General features: G+C 59.0%; 12 protein-coding genes. 3 read left to right on the forward strand and 9 right to left on the reverse strand.

All coding sequences use genetic code 11. The features are described 5' to 3' along the window. Positions 1-119: 119 nt before the first annotated feature. The 6 genes from PGR79_RS18570 to nasR form a co-directional block, all read right to left on the reverse strand. Positions 120-2,729: a nitrate reductase gene (locus PGR79_RS18570; RefSeq protein WP_113374168.1), complete on the reverse strand. Its 2,610-nt coding sequence runs from the start codon at positions 2,727-2,729 to the stop codon at positions 120-122. Further along, complete coding sequence (gene nirB, locus PGR79_RS18575) at positions 2,729-6,796, reverse strand: nitrite reductase large subunit NirB (protein WP_162750198.1); 4,068 nt, start codon at positions 6,794-6,796, stop codon at positions 2,729-2,731. Before nirB ends, PGR79_RS18570 begins: the two co-directional genes overlap by 1 nt. Positions 6,797-6,802: 6 nt before the next feature. After that, positions 6,803-7,591 (reverse strand): ABC transporter ATP-binding protein, encoded by a 789-nt coding sequence (locus PGR79_RS18580; RefSeq protein ID WP_113374170.1) that lies wholly within the window; start codon positions 7,589-7,591, stop codon positions 6,803-6,805. Positions 7,592-7,600: 9 nt separating this feature from the next. After that, positions 7,601-8,485, reverse strand: a complete 885-nt coding sequence (ntrB, locus tag PGR79_RS18585) for a nitrate ABC transporter permease (protein ID WP_087857956.1) — start codon at positions 8,483-8,485, stop codon at positions 7,601-7,603. Between the two features lies 1 nt (position 8,486). Continuing rightward, on the reverse strand, positions 8,487-9,743 hold the full coding sequence (locus PGR79_RS18590) for a CmpA/NrtA family ABC transporter substrate-binding protein (RefSeq protein ID WP_430922248.1): 1,257 nt from the start codon (positions 9,741-9,743) through the stop codon (positions 8,487-8,489). Positions 9,744-9,980: 237 nt separating this feature from the next. After that, complete coding sequence (gene nasR, locus PGR79_RS18595; RefSeq protein ID WP_430922250.1) at positions 9,981-11,177, reverse strand: nitrate regulatory protein NasR; 1,197 nt, start codon at positions 11,175-11,177, stop codon at positions 9,981-9,983. Between the two features lie 66 nt (positions 11,178-11,243). Between nasR and PGR79_RS18600 the strand changes: the two genes are divergently transcribed. After that, the gene (locus tag PGR79_RS18600; protein ID WP_015367099.1) at positions 11,244-11,597 is read left to right on the forward strand and encodes a DsrE/DsrF/TusD sulfur relay family protein; all 354 of its coding nucleotides are present in this window, start codon (positions 11,244-11,246) and stop codon (positions 11,595-11,597) included. Between the two features lie 228 nt (positions 11,598-11,825). After that, positions 11,826-12,068: a DUF1883 domain-containing protein gene (locus PGR79_RS18605; protein ID WP_015705086.1), complete on the forward strand. Its 243-nt coding sequence runs from the start codon at positions 11,826-11,828 to the stop codon at positions 12,066-12,068. Between the two features lie 28 nt (positions 12,069-12,096). On the opposite strand, the gene PGR79_RS18610 is transcribed toward PGR79_RS18605, so the two are convergent. Both PGR79_RS18610 and chaB read right to left on the reverse strand, forming a co-directional pair. Next, the gene (locus PGR79_RS18610; RefSeq protein ID WP_015705085.1) at positions 12,097-12,777 is read right to left on the reverse strand and encodes a gamma-glutamylcyclotransferase; all 681 of its coding nucleotides are present in this window, start codon (positions 12,775-12,777) and stop codon (positions 12,097-12,099) included. A gap of 148 nt (positions 12,778-12,925) precedes the next feature. Then, entirely contained in the window at positions 12,926-13,156 is a 231-nt protein-coding gene (gene chaB, locus PGR79_RS18615; RefSeq protein ID WP_015367102.1) for a putative cation transport regulator ChaB, read from the reverse strand. 265 nt (positions 13,157-13,421) lie between these two features. Between chaB and chaA the strand changes: the two genes are divergently transcribed. Next, positions 13,422-14,522: a sodium-potassium/proton antiporter ChaA gene (gene chaA, locus PGR79_RS18620; RefSeq protein WP_015367104.1), complete on the forward strand. Its 1,101-nt coding sequence runs from the start codon at positions 13,422-13,424 to the stop codon at positions 14,520-14,522. Positions 14,523-14,600: 78 nt separating this feature from the next. Here chaA and kdsA read toward each other — a convergent pair whose 3' ends face one another. Further along, entirely contained in the window at positions 14,601-15,455 is an 855-nt protein-coding gene (gene kdsA, locus PGR79_RS18625) for a 3-deoxy-8-phosphooctulonate synthase (protein WP_015367105.1), read from the reverse strand. Positions 15,456-15,475: the final 20 nt, after the last annotated feature.

Genomic DNA, 15,475 nt, shown 5'->3' on the forward strand with positions numbered 1-15,475 from the left:
TAACGTAAGCTCACGGGGAATAACAACATCACGTTAGTTTATCGTTTTTTGCCCTTCCCCGCAGCCCTGTGGGCCATTCCAGGAATAAACTGAAACCGGTTGGCGTTTGCTTTCCCCTATCATCCAACCGGCGTTCGAGTTTGATTTGCCGCCAGCAGCGCTTTGAGTTCCGGAATACAGGAACCACAGTTGGTGCCGCACTTGAGCTTCGCGCCAAGCGCCTCTACGCTGACGCAACCGCCGGCAACCGCCTCGCCTATCTGCCGCTCACCGATACTAAAGCAACTGCAGATAGTCTGCCCACGCGGCGCGCTGTCGCCGCCCTTACGGCCGCTGAGCAACGCATGGCGTAGCCCGGCGGTCTGCGGCGGCGTCCGGAACGCCGTATACAGCCATTCAGCATCGATTTGCGGCGGCTTAATATCGCTCCAGCAGCCGAGCATCAATTGTCCGTCGTGCCAGGCCAGTAGGTTCCACAGCCCACCGCCCTCGGCAATTTGCAACTGCCATCCCTGTTTGCGACACCACTCGGTCAGCCAGCTTTGCGGGCCGGTATCCGCGGCCAGCGACAAATGGCTGATCCCTACCGCCGCCCGCCGCCGCCAGTGCAGCGAGGATGGCAACTGCAAGGGCTCGCGAGATAATAGCTCCCCTTGCCACGCCGGCCGCCACGGCGCTATCGCCACCGCCGACTGCTTGCTCTCCGGCTGCCCGGAATGCGGATCGGTGACCGCCGCCAGTAAATTATTGACCCGTCCCTGGCGGGCAAACTGATTATTCCAGTGCATCGGCACAAAGAGCGAACCGGCGCGCTGCCCTTCGCTAACTATCACCTTTGCAATTATCACGCCGTGGCGCGACCAGACGCGAGCCAGTTCTCCCTCACGTAATTCAAAGCGACGAGCATCGGCAGGCGCCACCTCGACGACCGGTTCGGCAATATGCTGCATCAACCGCGGTATGTCGCCGGTGCGGGTCATGGTATGCCACTGATCGCGAATACGTCCGCTATTGAGGATCAATGGATAAAATGCCTCGGTCCGCGCCCGGGTCGGCTGCGGCGACACCGGCACCATCCGCAACCTGCCGTCGCCGTGCCAGCCCTCCGTTAACCGCCAGGGCGCGGCGCTGCGGCTCACCGGCCAGCGCACCGGCGCCAGGGCATCCCACGCCTCCCGGCTGAGGTCCGCCAGCCCGCCAATATCAAACGCCCGCTGACCGTCATTTTCAAACCCTGAGAGCGCCGCGTGTTCACAAAACACCTCATGCGGATGTTGCCATGAAAAAGCCCGGGCATAACCTAATTCGGCGGCGAGACGGGAAATGATCCACCAGTCGGCTTTCGCCTCCCCCGGCGGCGGCAAAAAAGCCCGCTGACGCGAAATTCGCCGCTCCGAGTTAGTCACGGTACCGTTTTTTTCGCCCCATGCCAGCGCCGGAAAGCGGATATGGGCAAAGCGACCGGTATCAGTATTGGCGGCGACATCGGAGACCATCACCAGCGGACACCTGGACAGCGCCTGACTCACCGCGTGGCTATCGGGCAGTGAGACCACCGGATTGGTCCCCATAATCCACACCGCTTTGACCTCGCCGCGTCCAATCGCGGCGAAGAGTTCGACGGCGGTTAGCCCCGGCGTCTGCGCCAGTCGCTCGCTGCCCCAAAAGCGCGCTAATCGCTGCAGATCCTGCGGCTCAAAATTCATATGCGCCGCCAGCATCGTCGCCAATCCCCCCACTTCACGCCCACCCATGGCGTTGGGTTGACCGGTCAGCGAAAACGGCCCGCAGCCGCGGCGGGCAAACTTCCCGCTGGCAAGATGGACATTGATAATCGCGTTGCACTTATCGCTGCCGCTGGCGGACTGATTAATTCCCATGGTGTACAGCGTGATGGCGCGAGGCGCAGCGATAAAATCACGATAAAAGCGAGCCACCTGCTCCGGCGGCAGGCCGCAGAAAGCGGCCGCTTTTTCCACGCTCCATTGCGCGGCGATGGTCAGCGCCTGCCGCTGGTCGCGAAAACCCGCCGCCATTTCACCGCTGGCGGCAATGGCATTAAGCAGGCCGACAAATAGCCCGCCATCGCTACCGGGCGCCAAGGCCAGATGATCGTCGGCAATATCGCAGGTCGCGGTGCGTCGCGGATCCACCACCACGATCCGCAACCGCGGATTATCGCGTTTCGCCTGCGCCAACCTCTGATAGAGAATCGGATGCGCCCAGGCGGCGTTGGAGCCCACCAGCACCACCAGATCGCTTTGCTCGACATCTTCATAGCTGCACGGCACGACGTCCGCGCCGAACGCCCGCTTATAGCCGGTGACCGCCGATGACATACATAACCGCGAATTCGTATCGATATTGGCGGCGCCGATAAAGCCCTTCATCAGCTTGTTGGCGGCGTAATAATCCTCAGTTAACAGCTGGCCTGAGGCGTAAAACGCGACCGCCTGCGGGCCGTAGCGCTCAATAATGTCGCGCAGACGTGAACCCGCCTCCGCCAGCGCCTGCGGCCAGCCGACCGCCCGGCCATCGACTTCAGGATGTAATAATCGCCCGGTAAGCGAGGTCGTTTCCCCAAGCGCCGCCCCTTTTACGCACAAGCGGCCAAAGTTGGCAGGATGGTTTTCATCGCCGCGAATCGTGACGGTTCCGCTGGGTTCAACGCGGGCGATAACCCCGCAGCCGACGCCGCAGTATGGACAGGTGGTTCGGGTTTCGCTCATCAGCTCGCCTCCGCGCGCAGCAGCAATGCCTGGTTGCCGACCCACACTTTGCCCTGTTCAATCTTCACCGGCCACGCGCGCACCGACGGCTCGCCGCTGTCGTACAAGCGACCATCTCGCAAGCGAATCCGCTGTTTATACAGCGGCGAAATAACGATCGGCTCGCCGCCCGCGTCGCCTAAAATGCCGCGCGATAACACGTTGGCCTCGCTGCCGGGTTCCTGGTTATCCAGCGCATAAACTTGCTCGCCGAAGCGGAACAGCGCAATTTGCCGCTCGCCGAGGCGCGCGCCGATCCCCGCCTGCGGCGGGATCGCGTCCAGATCGCAGATCGCCTGCCACGGCCGCGACGGCAGGGCCGGTTGCCCAAGCCCTTGCGGCGCCACCAACTGCGGCTGACCGCGCAGGATTTGCCGCTGCACCGCCTCATCAGCCTCATCGCTGTTAACGTAGGAACGGAATAGCGCCAGCCGCTGTGGATCGTTCAGGGTGGTCTGCCATTCGCACTGGTAGCTATCCACCACCCGCGCCATCTCCTGCTCCAGCTCATCGCCGATACCGAGACTATCGTGCAAGATCACCTCACGTAGATACGCCACGCCGCCTTCAAGGTTATCCATCCAGCTACTGGTGCGCTGCAGGCGGTCAGCGGTGCGAATATAAAACATCAACAACCGATCGACGGTACGGATTAGGCTGGCGTCGTCAAGGTCGCTCGCAAAGAGGTCCGCATGGCGCGGTTTCATCCCGCCGTTGCCGCAGACGTATAGATTCCAGCCCTTTTCAGTCGCAATAACCCCGATGTCTTTACCTTGCGCTTCGGCACATTCGCGGGTACAGCCCGAGACCGCCATTTTGATTTTGTGCGGCGCGCGCAGCCCCTTGTAACGATGTTCAAGCCTTACCGCCAGCCCCGTTGAATCCTGAACCCCATAGCGGCACCAGGTCGAGCCGACGCAGGATTTTACCGTGCGTAATGATTTGCCATAGGCGTGTCCGGTTTCAAATCCCGCCGCCGCCAGTTCGCGCCAGATGTCCGGCAGTTGCTCCAGCCGCGCGCCAAACAGGTCGATACGCTGTCCTCCTGTCACTTTACTGTACAGCTGGTAACGTTTGGCGATCTGGCCAATAGCGATAAGCCCATCCGGTGTCACTTCGCCTGCGGCCATCCGCGGCACCACCGAGTAAGTGCCGTCTTTCTGAATATTGGCGAAGTAGCGATCGTTGGTGTCCTGCAGCGGCAGATGCGCCGGTTTCAGCAGATACTCATTCCAGCAGGAGGCCAGTACCGACGCCACCAGCGGTTTACACACTTCACAGCCGTGGCCCTGCCCGTAACGGCTAATGAGCTGATCGAAGGTATGGATGTGGTTGACTCGTACCAGATGATAGATCTCCTGCCGCGACCACGGAAAATGCTCGCAGATATCTTTTTTAACCTCGACGCCCTGCCCGGCAAGCTGGTGTTCCATCACCTGTTTGACCAGCGCGCTACAGCCCCCGCAGCCGGTCGCCGCTTTAGTACAGCTTTTTATCGCCGCCATATCGCCCGCTCCGGCGCTGACCGCCTGGCAAATGTCCCCCTTACTGACGTTATGGCAAGAGCAAATCTGCGCGCTATCCGGCAGCGCCGCCACGCCCAGCGCTTTCGTCGTGGCCCCATCCATCGCGGGGAGGATCAGACTTTCCGGACGAGACGGTAGCGCCATGCCGTTCAGCATCATCTGCAACAGCGTCGCGTAGTCACCGGCATCGCCCACCAGTACGCCGCCCAGCAGCGTTTTGCCATCAGCGCTAACAACGATCTTTTTGTAGATCTGCCGCGGACCATCGGTCCATTGATAGCTCTGGCAACCAGCTGTACGTCCGTGAGCATCGCCAAACGACGCCACATCCACGCCGAGCAGTTTGAGTTTGGTGCTCATATCGGCGCCGCTAAAGCGGGCCGCTTCGCCAGCCAACTGCGCCGCTGCGGTGCGCGCCATGTGATAGCCCGGCGCCACCAGGCCATAAATTTTGTTGTCCCACAGCGCGCATTCGCCAATCGCCAATATATCTGCGTCCGAGGTCCGGCAGTGGTCATCGATACCGATACCGCCGCGTTCGCCGATTGCCAGGCCTGCGCCGCGCGCCAGCGCATCCTGCGGGCGGATCCCGGCGGAAAAGACCACCATATCGGTCTGCAGCGTATCGCCATCGGCAAAGTTAAGCTGCAGCCCCTCGGCGGTGCGCACTATCGCGGTCGTCGCTTTGCTGGTGTGCACGCCAACCTCCAGATCGAGAATTTTCTCCCGCAGCATCGCCGCGCCGCCGTTATCCAACTGCACCGCCATCAGGTTGGCGGCGAACTCCACCACATGGGTCTTAAGCCCCAACTGTTTTAACGCGTTAGCGGCTTCCAGCCCCAACAGCCCGCCTCCGATGACCACCCCGCTCTGCGCAGTGGCGGCGCGGGCGGCAATGCGGTCAAGATCGTCAAGCGTACGATAGACGAAGCAGCCTTCTTCATCGTTACCGGGGATTGGCGGCACGAAGGGATAGGAGCCGGTCGCCAGCACCAGCTTATCCCAATGGGTTTCATGGCCGTGGGCATCGCGCACGATTCGCGCCGGACGATCGATTTCCGCGATCGTCTCCCCTAGCCGCAGCTCAATCCCGTACTGGCTAAAAAAGTCTCCCTCTACCAGCGATAGCGACTCTGCGCTGCGCCCGGCGAAATATTCCGAGAGATGAACCCGGTCATAGGCGGCATAGCGCTCTTCGCCAAAAACCACGATACGGTACTGCTGGTGCAGGTTCCGGCTCACGCATTGCTCAAGAAAATGGTGGCCGACCATGCCGTGTCCGACCAGCACTAATACAGGTTTAGTCATCGTCATTTTTCCTGCAGCCCGCGGCTGCGTTATAGAAGGGTCAAAAAGCCACTCCGCTGAAGGGGACCTATCGCTGCCGAGCAGCGCGGTAAGCGGCGCCGCCTGCTGGCAGTCGCCCAGCAGCAGCACGCCGTGCAGCCGGCCATCGCGGATCAGCAGGCGACGGTAGTGGCGATCGATGGGGTCCCAACTGCTGTAGATCTGGTCCTGCTCGCCGGCCCGCTGTTCGCCGGCGCTAAAAAACTCGATACCGGTGACCTTCAGCCGGGTGCCGCCGTCCTGCCAGCTGAATTCTTCGCCGGGAGCCCCGCACAGGCGTTCAACTAACACATCGGCCTGGCGCAAGCAGGGAGCCACCAGCCCCCAGGTTTGGCCGTCAATCTCACAACACTCGCCGATAGCGCTGATCCCCGGCAGTGAGGTCGCCATCCGGCGGTCGACGATAATCCCCCGCTGGCAGGCTATGCCGCTGCGCGCCGCCAGACGGATATCCGGCCGCACGCCGGTGGCCAACACCACCCGGCTGGCGGCAAAAGCGCGCCCGTCCTCCAGCCGCACATGCTGCTCGACAATAGCGGCAATTCGGCTCTCCAGCTCGCAGTGGATGCCGCGTGCCTCAAGCTGTTGTTTTAACTGTTCCGCGGCAAAAGCATCGGTAAGCGGCTCCATCAAACCGCTACCGCGATGGAGTAGCGTCACTTCCCCACCGTGACGGCGCAGCGCCGCCGCGACCTCCACGCCCAATACGCCACCGCCGATTACCACCGCCGGGCCGGGGATTGCCAGAATGTCTTTAACATCCGCCAGGGTGCGAAAGGCGAATACCTGCGGGCGCTCAATACCCGGCAGCGACGGGATAAACGGCTGCGACCCGGTGGCGAACACCAGTTCATCCCATTCCAGCCAGTCGCCGCCGACGCGCAGCCTCCGCCCCGCGACATCCACTTCGCTGACCGCCTCGCCAAGCCGCACGCGGACACCATGCTGGGCGTACCACTCCGTCGGCAGCAGTTGGATTTGCGACGCCGTTTTTTCCCCGCCGAGTACCGGCGAGAGCTGAATGCGGTTGTAGGCCGGCTGCGGTTCATCGCCGATAAGCGTGATGATGAAACGCCCCTGCGCGCGCGCCGCCAGCTTCTCTGCCAGCCGGGTTGCCGCCATACCGTTGCCGATAATTACCAGTCGCCGCATCATTCCGCCTTAGGCCGCTTTCGGCTGCTTTTCGTAGAGGAAATGGAGGATCTGCTGACGCAGGTGGTGGTAGTGGTTATCTTCCGCCAGCTGGACCCGGTTACGCGGACGCGGCAGATTAACGTCAAGGATCTCGCCGATCGTCGCGGCCGGTCCATTGGTCATCATTAACACCCGGTCGGAAAGCAGCACCGCTTCATCGACGTCATGGGTGATCACGACAATGGTGGTGTTCAGTTCCTGCTGGATGTGCATTACTGCGTCCTGCAGATGGGCTCTGGTGAGCGCGTCCAGCGCGCCAAAAGGCTCATCAAGCAGTAACACTTTTGGCTTCATCGCCAGCGCGCGCGCGATGCCAACCCGCTGTTTCATACCGCCGGAGATCTCCCCCGGCCGTTTGTGCAGCGCGTGCCCCATCTGTACTCGCTGTAAATTGTGTTCGATCCACTCCCGGCGCTCTGCCTTGCTCATGGTACGGCGAAACACCTGATCCACCGCCAGCGCCACGTTGTCAAAGCAGCTCAGCCATGGCAGCAGCGAATGGTTCTGGAACACCACCGCCCGTTCAGGCCCCGGCCCGGAAATTTCACGGTTATCGCATAGCAGCCCGCCCTCAGTGGGCTGGGTAATCCCGGCAATCAGATTCAACAGCGTGGATTTGCCGCATCCGGAGTGGCCAATCAGGCTGATGGTTTCCCCTTCGTGAATATCAAAAGAGACGTTTTGCAGCGCCAGGAACTCGCTGCTGGCGGTGTTAAAGCGTTGACTGACGGCCTGCACCTGAATTAATGGTTTCATAGCGACTCCTTATTTTTCCTGCCAGCTGAAGCGGCGGGCGAGCAATATGAGCCCCTGTTCGAGCAGCAGGCCGACGACGCCGATAATGACGATGGCGATGATGATGTTTTCCACATTGAGGTTGTTCCATTCATTCCAGATCCAAAACCCAATACCCAACCCACCGGTCAGCATCTCGGCGGCGACGATCACCAGCCAGGCAATGCCTATCGACAGCCGCACGCCGGTTAATACCGCGGGCAGCACTGCCGGAAAGAGGATTTTGCGCATCACCGTCCATTCCGACAGCTGCAGCACGCGAGCCACATTGAGATAGTCCTGCGGGATACGCCTGACGCCTTCCGCGGTGTTAATGACCATCGGCCAGATAGAGCAGATAAAAATGGTCCAGCTGGAAGCCGGTTCCGCCTTCTGAAACAGCAGCAGGCCAATCGGTAACCACGCCAGCGGACTCACCGGGCGCAGCAGCGCGATGAGCGGGTTAAACATTCGCGCAAAGAACAGCGAGCGGCCGATAAGAAAGCCCAGCGGAATACCGGCCAGCGCCGCCAAACCAAAGCCCACCGCGACCCGTTGCAGCGAAGCCAGCACGTTCCAGCCGATGCCCATGTCGTTCGGTCCGTCGCGGTAGAACGGGTCGGAAAACAGCGTCAGCGCCGAATCCAGGGTGCTCAGCGGCGTCGGGAAGCCTTTCGTACCAAGCGCCGCCAGCTGCCAGCCGAGCAGCAGCAGACCCAGGCCCAGTAGCGGCGGCAGCAGACGTTGCAGCGCGGCGTTCAGCCAGCGACTGGCGGACGGCGTAGCTTTGCGCACCTGCAGCGGCGGCAGGACAATGATTTCGCCCGGCGCGGGTGAGGTCTGCGTGCGCGGCTGCGTGTTAATGGCTGGTTTCATCTCATGTCCCCTTATGTTGAATAGCGAAACTGGCGGCGTACCCTTCCGGGTCGACGCCGTTCCACACTTTGCCGTCCAGCAGCGTGCTGCTGCGTAGCGTTTGCGTTGGCGCAGTAATACCGCCCACGGCCTGCGCCGCCTCTTTCCACAGGTCGATGCGGTTGATACGCTGCGCTACCGCCTGGTAATCCGGCGCGTTTTTCAGCAGGCCCCAGCGGCGGAATTGGGTTAAGAACCACATGCCGTCGGAGAGCCACGGATAACTGGCTTCCCCCTGCTGGAAGAAGCGCATGGGATGAGCGTCGCGCCAGCGTTTGCCGATGCCATTGTCGTATTCGCCAAGCATGCGCCCGCTAAGGTACTGTTCTTTGGTGTTGAGCCACGCCCGTCTGGCGAGGATCCGCGCGGTTTCGCGGGTGTTGTCGGCAGACGCTTCAATCCAGCGCTGGGCCTCCAGCAGCGCCGCCACCAGCGCCCTTGCGGTATTTGGATAGCGCGCCACCCAATCGCTGCGCGCGCCGAGGATTTTTTCCGGATGATCCGCCCAGATTTGCTGGCTGGTTGCCGCCGTAAAACCAATGCGATCGTTGATCGCTCGCGCGTTCCAGGGTTCGCCAACGCAGAAGCCAACCATATTGCCGATGCGCATGTTCATCACCATTTGCGGCGGCGGCACGACCACCATGCGCACATCGGCGAAGGGGTCGATACCGGCGTTCGCCAGCCAGTAATAGAGCCACATCGCATGGGTGCCGGTAGGAAAGGTGTGGGCGAAGGTGTAGCTGCCCGGCGCTTTTTGGTCGATCAGCCGCTTGAGCCCATGACTATCGCTCACGCCTTGCGCCTGTAGGTCACTAGAGAGGGTGATCGCCTGACCGTTGCGGTTCAGGGTCATCAGGTTGGCCATCTGCTGCGGTTTGCCGGCAATACCAAGCTCAAGGCCATACAGCATGCCGTAGAGGATATGCGCCGCATCGAGTTCGCCGGCGACCAGCTTATCGCGCACCGCCGCCCAACTAGCTTCCTTACTTGGCTGCAGGCTGATGCCATACTTTTTATCGAATCCTTTCAATGCCGCAATCGCCAGCGGCGCGCAGTCGGTTAGCGGGATGAATCCGACCCGCACGGTGGCCAACTCCGGCTTATCGGAACCCGCCGCCCACGCCGCCTGCATCACGCCGGGCAGCAGCATAGCGCCGCTCAGCGCCGCCCCGGCCTGCAAAAAGCGCCGTCGTGAAATGAAAACTTTATCGCCCATAGCCGCTCCAGAACGCGCAAAAAAAAAGCGCCCGGCAGTGCTTTCGCACCGCAGGACGCCTTTATCCAGAGACCTTCAGACCGCCGTTGGTCCGTTGTCTCAAATTGTTGATTCACTCAAGTTCAGTAATGCAAAGCGGATGCCAATTTGTGTTATTGCACGCCAGACGTTGTTTTACCGCTCTCCGCGTCAACTATTGCACCATCGTCAGGCAATGCCTGCCCGCTGATTGTGCATTCAATTTGACGATGAGTCCGGCAGCAGAGCTTTCACCGTCAGCAGCGCGCGGGCGATTTCGACCATCCGCTGGTTCTTATCCATCGCCATTTTACGCAACGCCTGCCAGGCCTGTTCTTCCTGCATTCCCTGATGGCTCATCAGCAGCGCTTTCGCTTTATCTATAATCTTGCGCTCCTCAAACGCGGCTTGCAGCGAGGCCAGTTGGCCGGAGAGTTGCTCAAGTTCCCACGCCTGCTGGCGGACCAGCGGCAGCAGCTGCTTATCCAGGCGCAAAGTCAGGCTTTCGCCGCACTCTTCTTCAGGCCATTGCAGCGGCGGCATATCATCTTCTCCACGTTCGAGCAGTTGCCGGGTCGCGCTGAGCAGATCGGCAATCAACGCCTCCTCCAGAGCGCGCATCTGCTCGAGCCGTTCAGTTTGCAGGCTAAACCAGCGCTGCGCCGCGGCCCCTTCGTCCGCCGAGGGCTGGCGGGTACAGGCGATGCGCCGCAGTTGCTCAATCTCGCGCCCGGCTTCGCAACCCTGCATCAGCTCAAGCGCCCGCGGCAGACCGGAAAGTGCCTGAAAGCTGTCAAAACAGGGCTGCTGACCGTCAATGCGGTCAACCAACTGCTGACGGAGCTCGCCGTTAAATTGGCCGCGCGCGAAGCCCAACGCTCCCAGCGCGCGCTCCTGGCCGGCCAGCTCTTTACCCTGCATAAAGCTGTACAGGGCGACCATGCGCCCGGCGATCTGCGGATCGTCTATGCTGTCATTCAACTGCGGCACAATATTCAATAAATGGCGAATAATACGGCTAAAGCGCTGAGTGGCCTCCTGAGCGTCCACCGCGCGGCCTTGCACCGCCGCTCGCAGCGCCGGAAGCTGCGCCAGATACCACACCGCGCTGGCTATTCGCCAACAGAGCGCGCTACTGGCGGATTCCCGCGCCGGTTGCAGCGCAGCATAAAAAGCGCTTAAGCGCGCGTCCACCAGCGCCCCGCCAGCCCGGCGTTCGGCGTCATACAAGCGGCCATCGGAAGAGAGCCACATATTGGAGACGCCGCGCTCGCACTGCAGCATATGAACCAACCCACTTATTTCGCTCGCCAGCGCCCCTTGCTGCGTTAGCTTGCGGAGCTGCTGTTTTTGTAGTTGGCGCGCATAATGAAACCAGCCGATTGCTTCAGGCGTCATGCCGGTCGTATTATTCATACCCTCTCCCGAATTACGTCTTTAGGTAAAGCTAAGCAATAACCGTGCCTGATAAAAGGAGTCTTTATGCAACGTATTGTGATTGTCGCCAACGGCGCCGCCTACGGCAGCGAATCTCTGTTTAATAGCCTGCGCCTGGCTATCGCCCTGCGCGAGCAGGAGTCAGACCTCGATCTGAAGCTGTTTTTAATGTCCGATGCGGTGACCGCCGGGCTTCGCGGACAGAAACCGGCGGAAGGCTATAACATCCAGCAGATGCTTGAGATCCTCACCGCGCAGAATGTGCCGGTAAAACTCTGCAAGACCTGTACGGACGGACGCGGGATCACCCATTTGCCATTAGTAGATGGCGTGGAAGTGGGAACGCTGGTCGAGCTGGCGCAGTGGACGCTGGCGGCGGATAAAGTGCTGACCTTCTGAATTAATCGCCATTAACAGGATTAAATGTCAGGCTGGCGGCTATTGCTGATGCAAAAGTACGCCACCTGAACGCTTTCAGGAAGATTGTCATTTTTGTTTAATCGTTATCCATTTTGTTGATCGAAATCATCATCCACGCGCTCCCCCTTTGGTGTTATGCAACGAGCAAAGTGTGAACAATATCACGCGCGGGTTGATGTATTCAGAGACAGAAACGGGGTTATGAAAATGGCAATGGTAAAAGCAAGTTTAACGTTATTCGGCGGTGATACGCTGGTGGTGCGCTGTTCGGAGCGCTGTCATATTCACTTAATGAGCGCCAAGGCCGCCGGCGACAGCCACGCCGATATTTTTAGCGTGCAGGACAGGGATAGCGCTTATCTCACCGTGCCCTACAGCGGCACCTGGAACGTGCTGATCGATAGCCATAGCCAGTCGCTGGAGCACTCCATTAGCTACGTTCCAGCCTGAATCTCCACGCCCGGCGGACCGGGCGTTTTTATGCGAGCCCGGGTTGGCTCGCCTCGCCGACCAGATGTCGCACCTGGATAATCAGATCGTCAAGACTGGCATCGCGCATGCCAAGCTTGCGTAATTCCTGATCCAACGAAAAGAGATACTGGGCATTGGTGCCAAGCGGCCCGCTGGCGCGGGCAATTAGCGGCGCGATGGTTTGTGCGCTGGTATCGGATTCATACAGCGGGTGGCGCGGATCCATAATAAACACCAGCGCATTCACCGTGCGCCCATCGTCGAGCTCAAGACGGCACCAGGTTGGCAAATAGCAGCCGGTGATCATTTCTCGCTTCCACAGTAGCGTCAGCTCTTGCTCCAGCGTCTCATCCGGCAGACGATAGGCCACTCCGGTGGTACGCCCGCCTTCCTTCAACGCCAGCATCCTGCCCGGCTGATGCGCGCTGCCGCGACCGGCGGTCAGGCGCAGGCAAAACGCGCGATGCCAACCCGGCAGCGTACCGGTGCAGGATTCGCTGTATTCCAGCGCCGGGTTCCACATCAACGAACCGTAGCCAAAAATCCACACCGAACCGTTGTCCGGACGACAGGCCAGAGTCGCCGCCAACGAGGCCGCCCGCTGCTCCGCCGACCACAGCAGCGATTCCTCAATCGCGCCAAACGCCGTCTTACAATCCGCATTCATTAAGAAATCACGAGTTAACACTTTCTACTACCTCCGCCACTGCCTGCTTCCCGGCGATAATCTGTGCCATCCGTGAATATTGCTGAATTATTATCCAGCTTTATTACTCAATAAGCAATTAACGGAGCGTTGACAAGGGGGCTGACAAAAAATTAGATCGCAAAAGTGATTACTTTTTCTTATGCCATTTGTCGTCATCGCCTTTTTGATAATCATTTTTCACCGCCGCCCAGGCGACTTTATGCGCCGTCTCCTCACGGCTGGCATCATCGCGACGGTCGGCTTTGTCTTTATATTGGTCCCATGCGCTATTGAAAGCTTCTTTATAAATTTCCTGCGCGTGTTCCGGCAAGACGTGCTGAACGCTATCGGGAAGTTCTTGTTTACTACGGTAAGGCATAATGACCTCCAGAATCAGGGTAAAAGCTAAGTCTGGAACACAATTGCCAGGTTGGCAAATGGCAGGAATATTGAGAAATGAATTTTAGTAATCATCTGAAAAATATATATAAAACATACGTAACAGCTTTTTTTAGCAGACCAACGCATTTCTTATGCAAGAGTGGTAAATTTAAGTAAAAATACAAATTAAACCTATCAATGTCTGTTATTTTATCAACTTACGTTATCTATAATTATAACACCTGCATAAATGGAGATGGTTCATGACACATGCACATGAGGCGGTTAAGACCCGCCACAAGGAGACCTCCCTCGTTTTTCCGGTTTTAGCACTGGTGGTGCTGTTTCTCTGGGGAAGCAGTCAATCACTACCAGTGGTCGTTGCGATTAATATTCTGGCGCTAGTCGGGATTCTGAGTAGCGCATTTAGCGTGGTTCGCCATGCCGACGTTCTTGCTCACCGTCTCGGTGAGCCCTATGGTTCATTAATTTTGAGCCTGTCAGTGGTCATTCTTGAAGTGAGCCTGATTTCCGCATTAATGGCGACCGGCGACGCCGCGCCAACGCTAATGCGCGATACGTTATATTCAATCATTATGATCGTCACCGGCGGTTTGGTCGGCTTCTCTTTACTGCTGGGCGGGCGTAAATTCGCCACGCAGTATATGAATTTGTTTGGTATCAAGCAGTACCTGATCGCCCTCTTCCCGCTGGCGATTATCGTACTGGTATTCCCTATGGCGCTGCCGGGCGCCAATTTCAGCACTGGCCAGGCGCTGCTGGTGGCGCTGATTTCCGCCGCCATGTACGGCGTATTCCTGCTCATTCAGACCAAAACGCACCAGAGCCTGTTTGTGTACGAGCATGAAGATGACAGCGATGATGACGACCCGCATCACGGTAAGCCATCGGCGCACAGTAGCGGCTGGCACACAGCCTGGTTACTGGTACACCTGGTTGCGGTTATCGCCGTTACCAAAATGAACGCTAATCCGCTGGAAACGCTGTTGACCAGCATGAACGCGCCGGTAGCCTTTACCGGTTTCCTGGTGGCGCTGCTGATCCTCTCCCCGGAAGGACTCGGCGCACTGAAAGCGGTGCTGAATAATCAGGTGCAGCGCGCAATGAATCTCTTCTTTGGTTCGGTGCTGGCGACGATTTCCCTGACGGTGCCTGTCGTCACGCTTATCGCCTTCCTTACCGGCAATGAACTCCGCTTCGGTTTGGGAGCGCCGGAAATGGTGGTGATGGTGGCGTCGCTGGTGCTGTGCCATATCTCGTTCTCAACCGGGCGCACCAATGTCCTCAACGGCGCGGCGCATCTGGCGCTGTTCGCCGCCTACCTGATGACGATATTTGCCTGACCGGGTAATCAGCAATAAAGCCCAAAAAAAAGCCTGTCGGTGGCGAAACCGGCAGGCTTTTTTACTGCTCAGCGAAACTTAGTTGCTGGTATCCAGCTCGTCGAAGCTTTTCACCAGATCGTCGATAGCTTTCATTTGCTTCAGGAACGGTTCCAGTTTAGCCAGCGGCAGCGCGGACGGGCCATCACATTTCGCGTGGTCCGGATCCGGGTGCGCTTCAATGAACAGTCCGGCGATACCCACCGCCATCCCGGCGCGAGCCAGTTCCGTCACCTGAGCGCGGCGGCCGCCTGAGGCAGCGCCAAACGGGTCGCGGCACTGCAGGGCGTGGGTCACGTCAAAGATGACCGGCGAGTTGTTGGACGCTTTCTTCATTACGCCGAAGCCGAGCATATCAACGACCAGGTTGTCGTAGCCGAAGTTAGCGCCGCGATCGCACAGGATCACTTTGTCGTTCCCGCCTTCGATGAATTTATCAACGATGTTGCCCATCTGGCCCGGGCTGACGAATTGCGGTTTCTTGACGTTGATGACAGCGCCAGTTTTAGCCATCGCTTCCACCAGGTCAGTCTGACGCGCGAGGAACGCTGGCAGCTGGATCACGTCAACCACGTCGGCCACCGGCTGCGCCTGGCTGGCTTCGTGAACGTCGGTGATGATTTTCACGCCGAAAGTCTGCTTCAGCTCCTGGAAAATCTTCATCCCTTCTTCCAGTCCTGGCCCACGATAGGAGTGGATGGAAGAACGGTTGGCTTTATCAAAAGAGGCTTTGAACACATACGGAATGCCCAGCTTTTGCGTGACGGTCACATAATGTTCGCAGATACGCATCGCAAGATCGCGGGACTCCAGCACGTTCATTCCACCAAACAGCACGAACGGCAGGTCGTTTGCTACGTTGATATCACCAATGCTAACCACTTTTTGTTTCATAAGATCGCCTTATCAGGGTG

The sequence above is a fragment of the Klebsiella sp. 141161 genome, from assembly GCF_050600815.1.
GTDB classification, from domain to species: domain Bacteria; phylum Pseudomonadota; class Gammaproteobacteria; order Enterobacterales; family Enterobacteriaceae; genus Klebsiella; species Klebsiella aerogenes.

Excerpts from the sequence above, each read along its gene's own strand:
- nasR (WP_430922250.1), bottom strand. The coding sequence starts at position 11,177 with ATGAATAATACGACCGGCATGACGCCTGAAGCAATCGGCTGGTTTCAT.
- PGR79_RS18580 (WP_113374170.1), bottom strand. The coding sequence starts at position 7,591 with ATGAAACCATTAATTCAGGTGCAGGCCGTCAGTCAACGCTTTAACACC.
- PGR79_RS18570 (WP_113374168.1), bottom strand. The coding sequence starts at position 2,729 with ATGAGCGAAACCCGAACCACCTGTCCATACTGCGGCGTCGGCTGCGGG.
- chaB (WP_015367102.1), bottom strand. The coding sequence starts at position 13,156 with ATGCCTTACCGTAGTAAACAAGAACTTCCCGATAGCGTTCAGCACGTC.
- PGR79_RS18605 (WP_015705086.1), top strand. The coding sequence starts at position 11,826 with ATGGCAATGGTAAAAGCAAGTTTAACGTTATTCGGCGGTGATACGCTG.
- nirB (WP_162750198.1), bottom strand. The coding sequence starts at position 6,796 with ATGATGCGGCGACTGGTAATTATCGGCAACGGTATGGCGGCAACCCGG.
- kdsA (WP_015367105.1), bottom strand. The coding sequence starts at position 15,455 with ATGAAACAAAAAGTGGTTAGCATTGGTGATATCAACGTAGCAAACGAC.
- PGR79_RS18590 (WP_430922248.1), bottom strand. The coding sequence starts at position 9,743 with ATGGGCGATAAAGTTTTCATTTCACGACGGCGCTTTTTGCAGGCCGGG.
- chaA (WP_015367104.1), top strand. The coding sequence starts at position 13,422 with ATGACACATGCACATGAGGCGGTTAAGACCCGCCACAAGGAGACCTCC.
- ntrB (WP_087857956.1), bottom strand. The coding sequence starts at position 8,485 with ATGAAACCAGCCATTAACACGCAGCCGCGCACGCAGACCTCACCCGCG.
- PGR79_RS18600 (WP_015367099.1), top strand. The coding sequence starts at position 11,244 with ATGCAACGTATTGTGATTGTCGCCAACGGCGCCGCCTACGGCAGCGAA.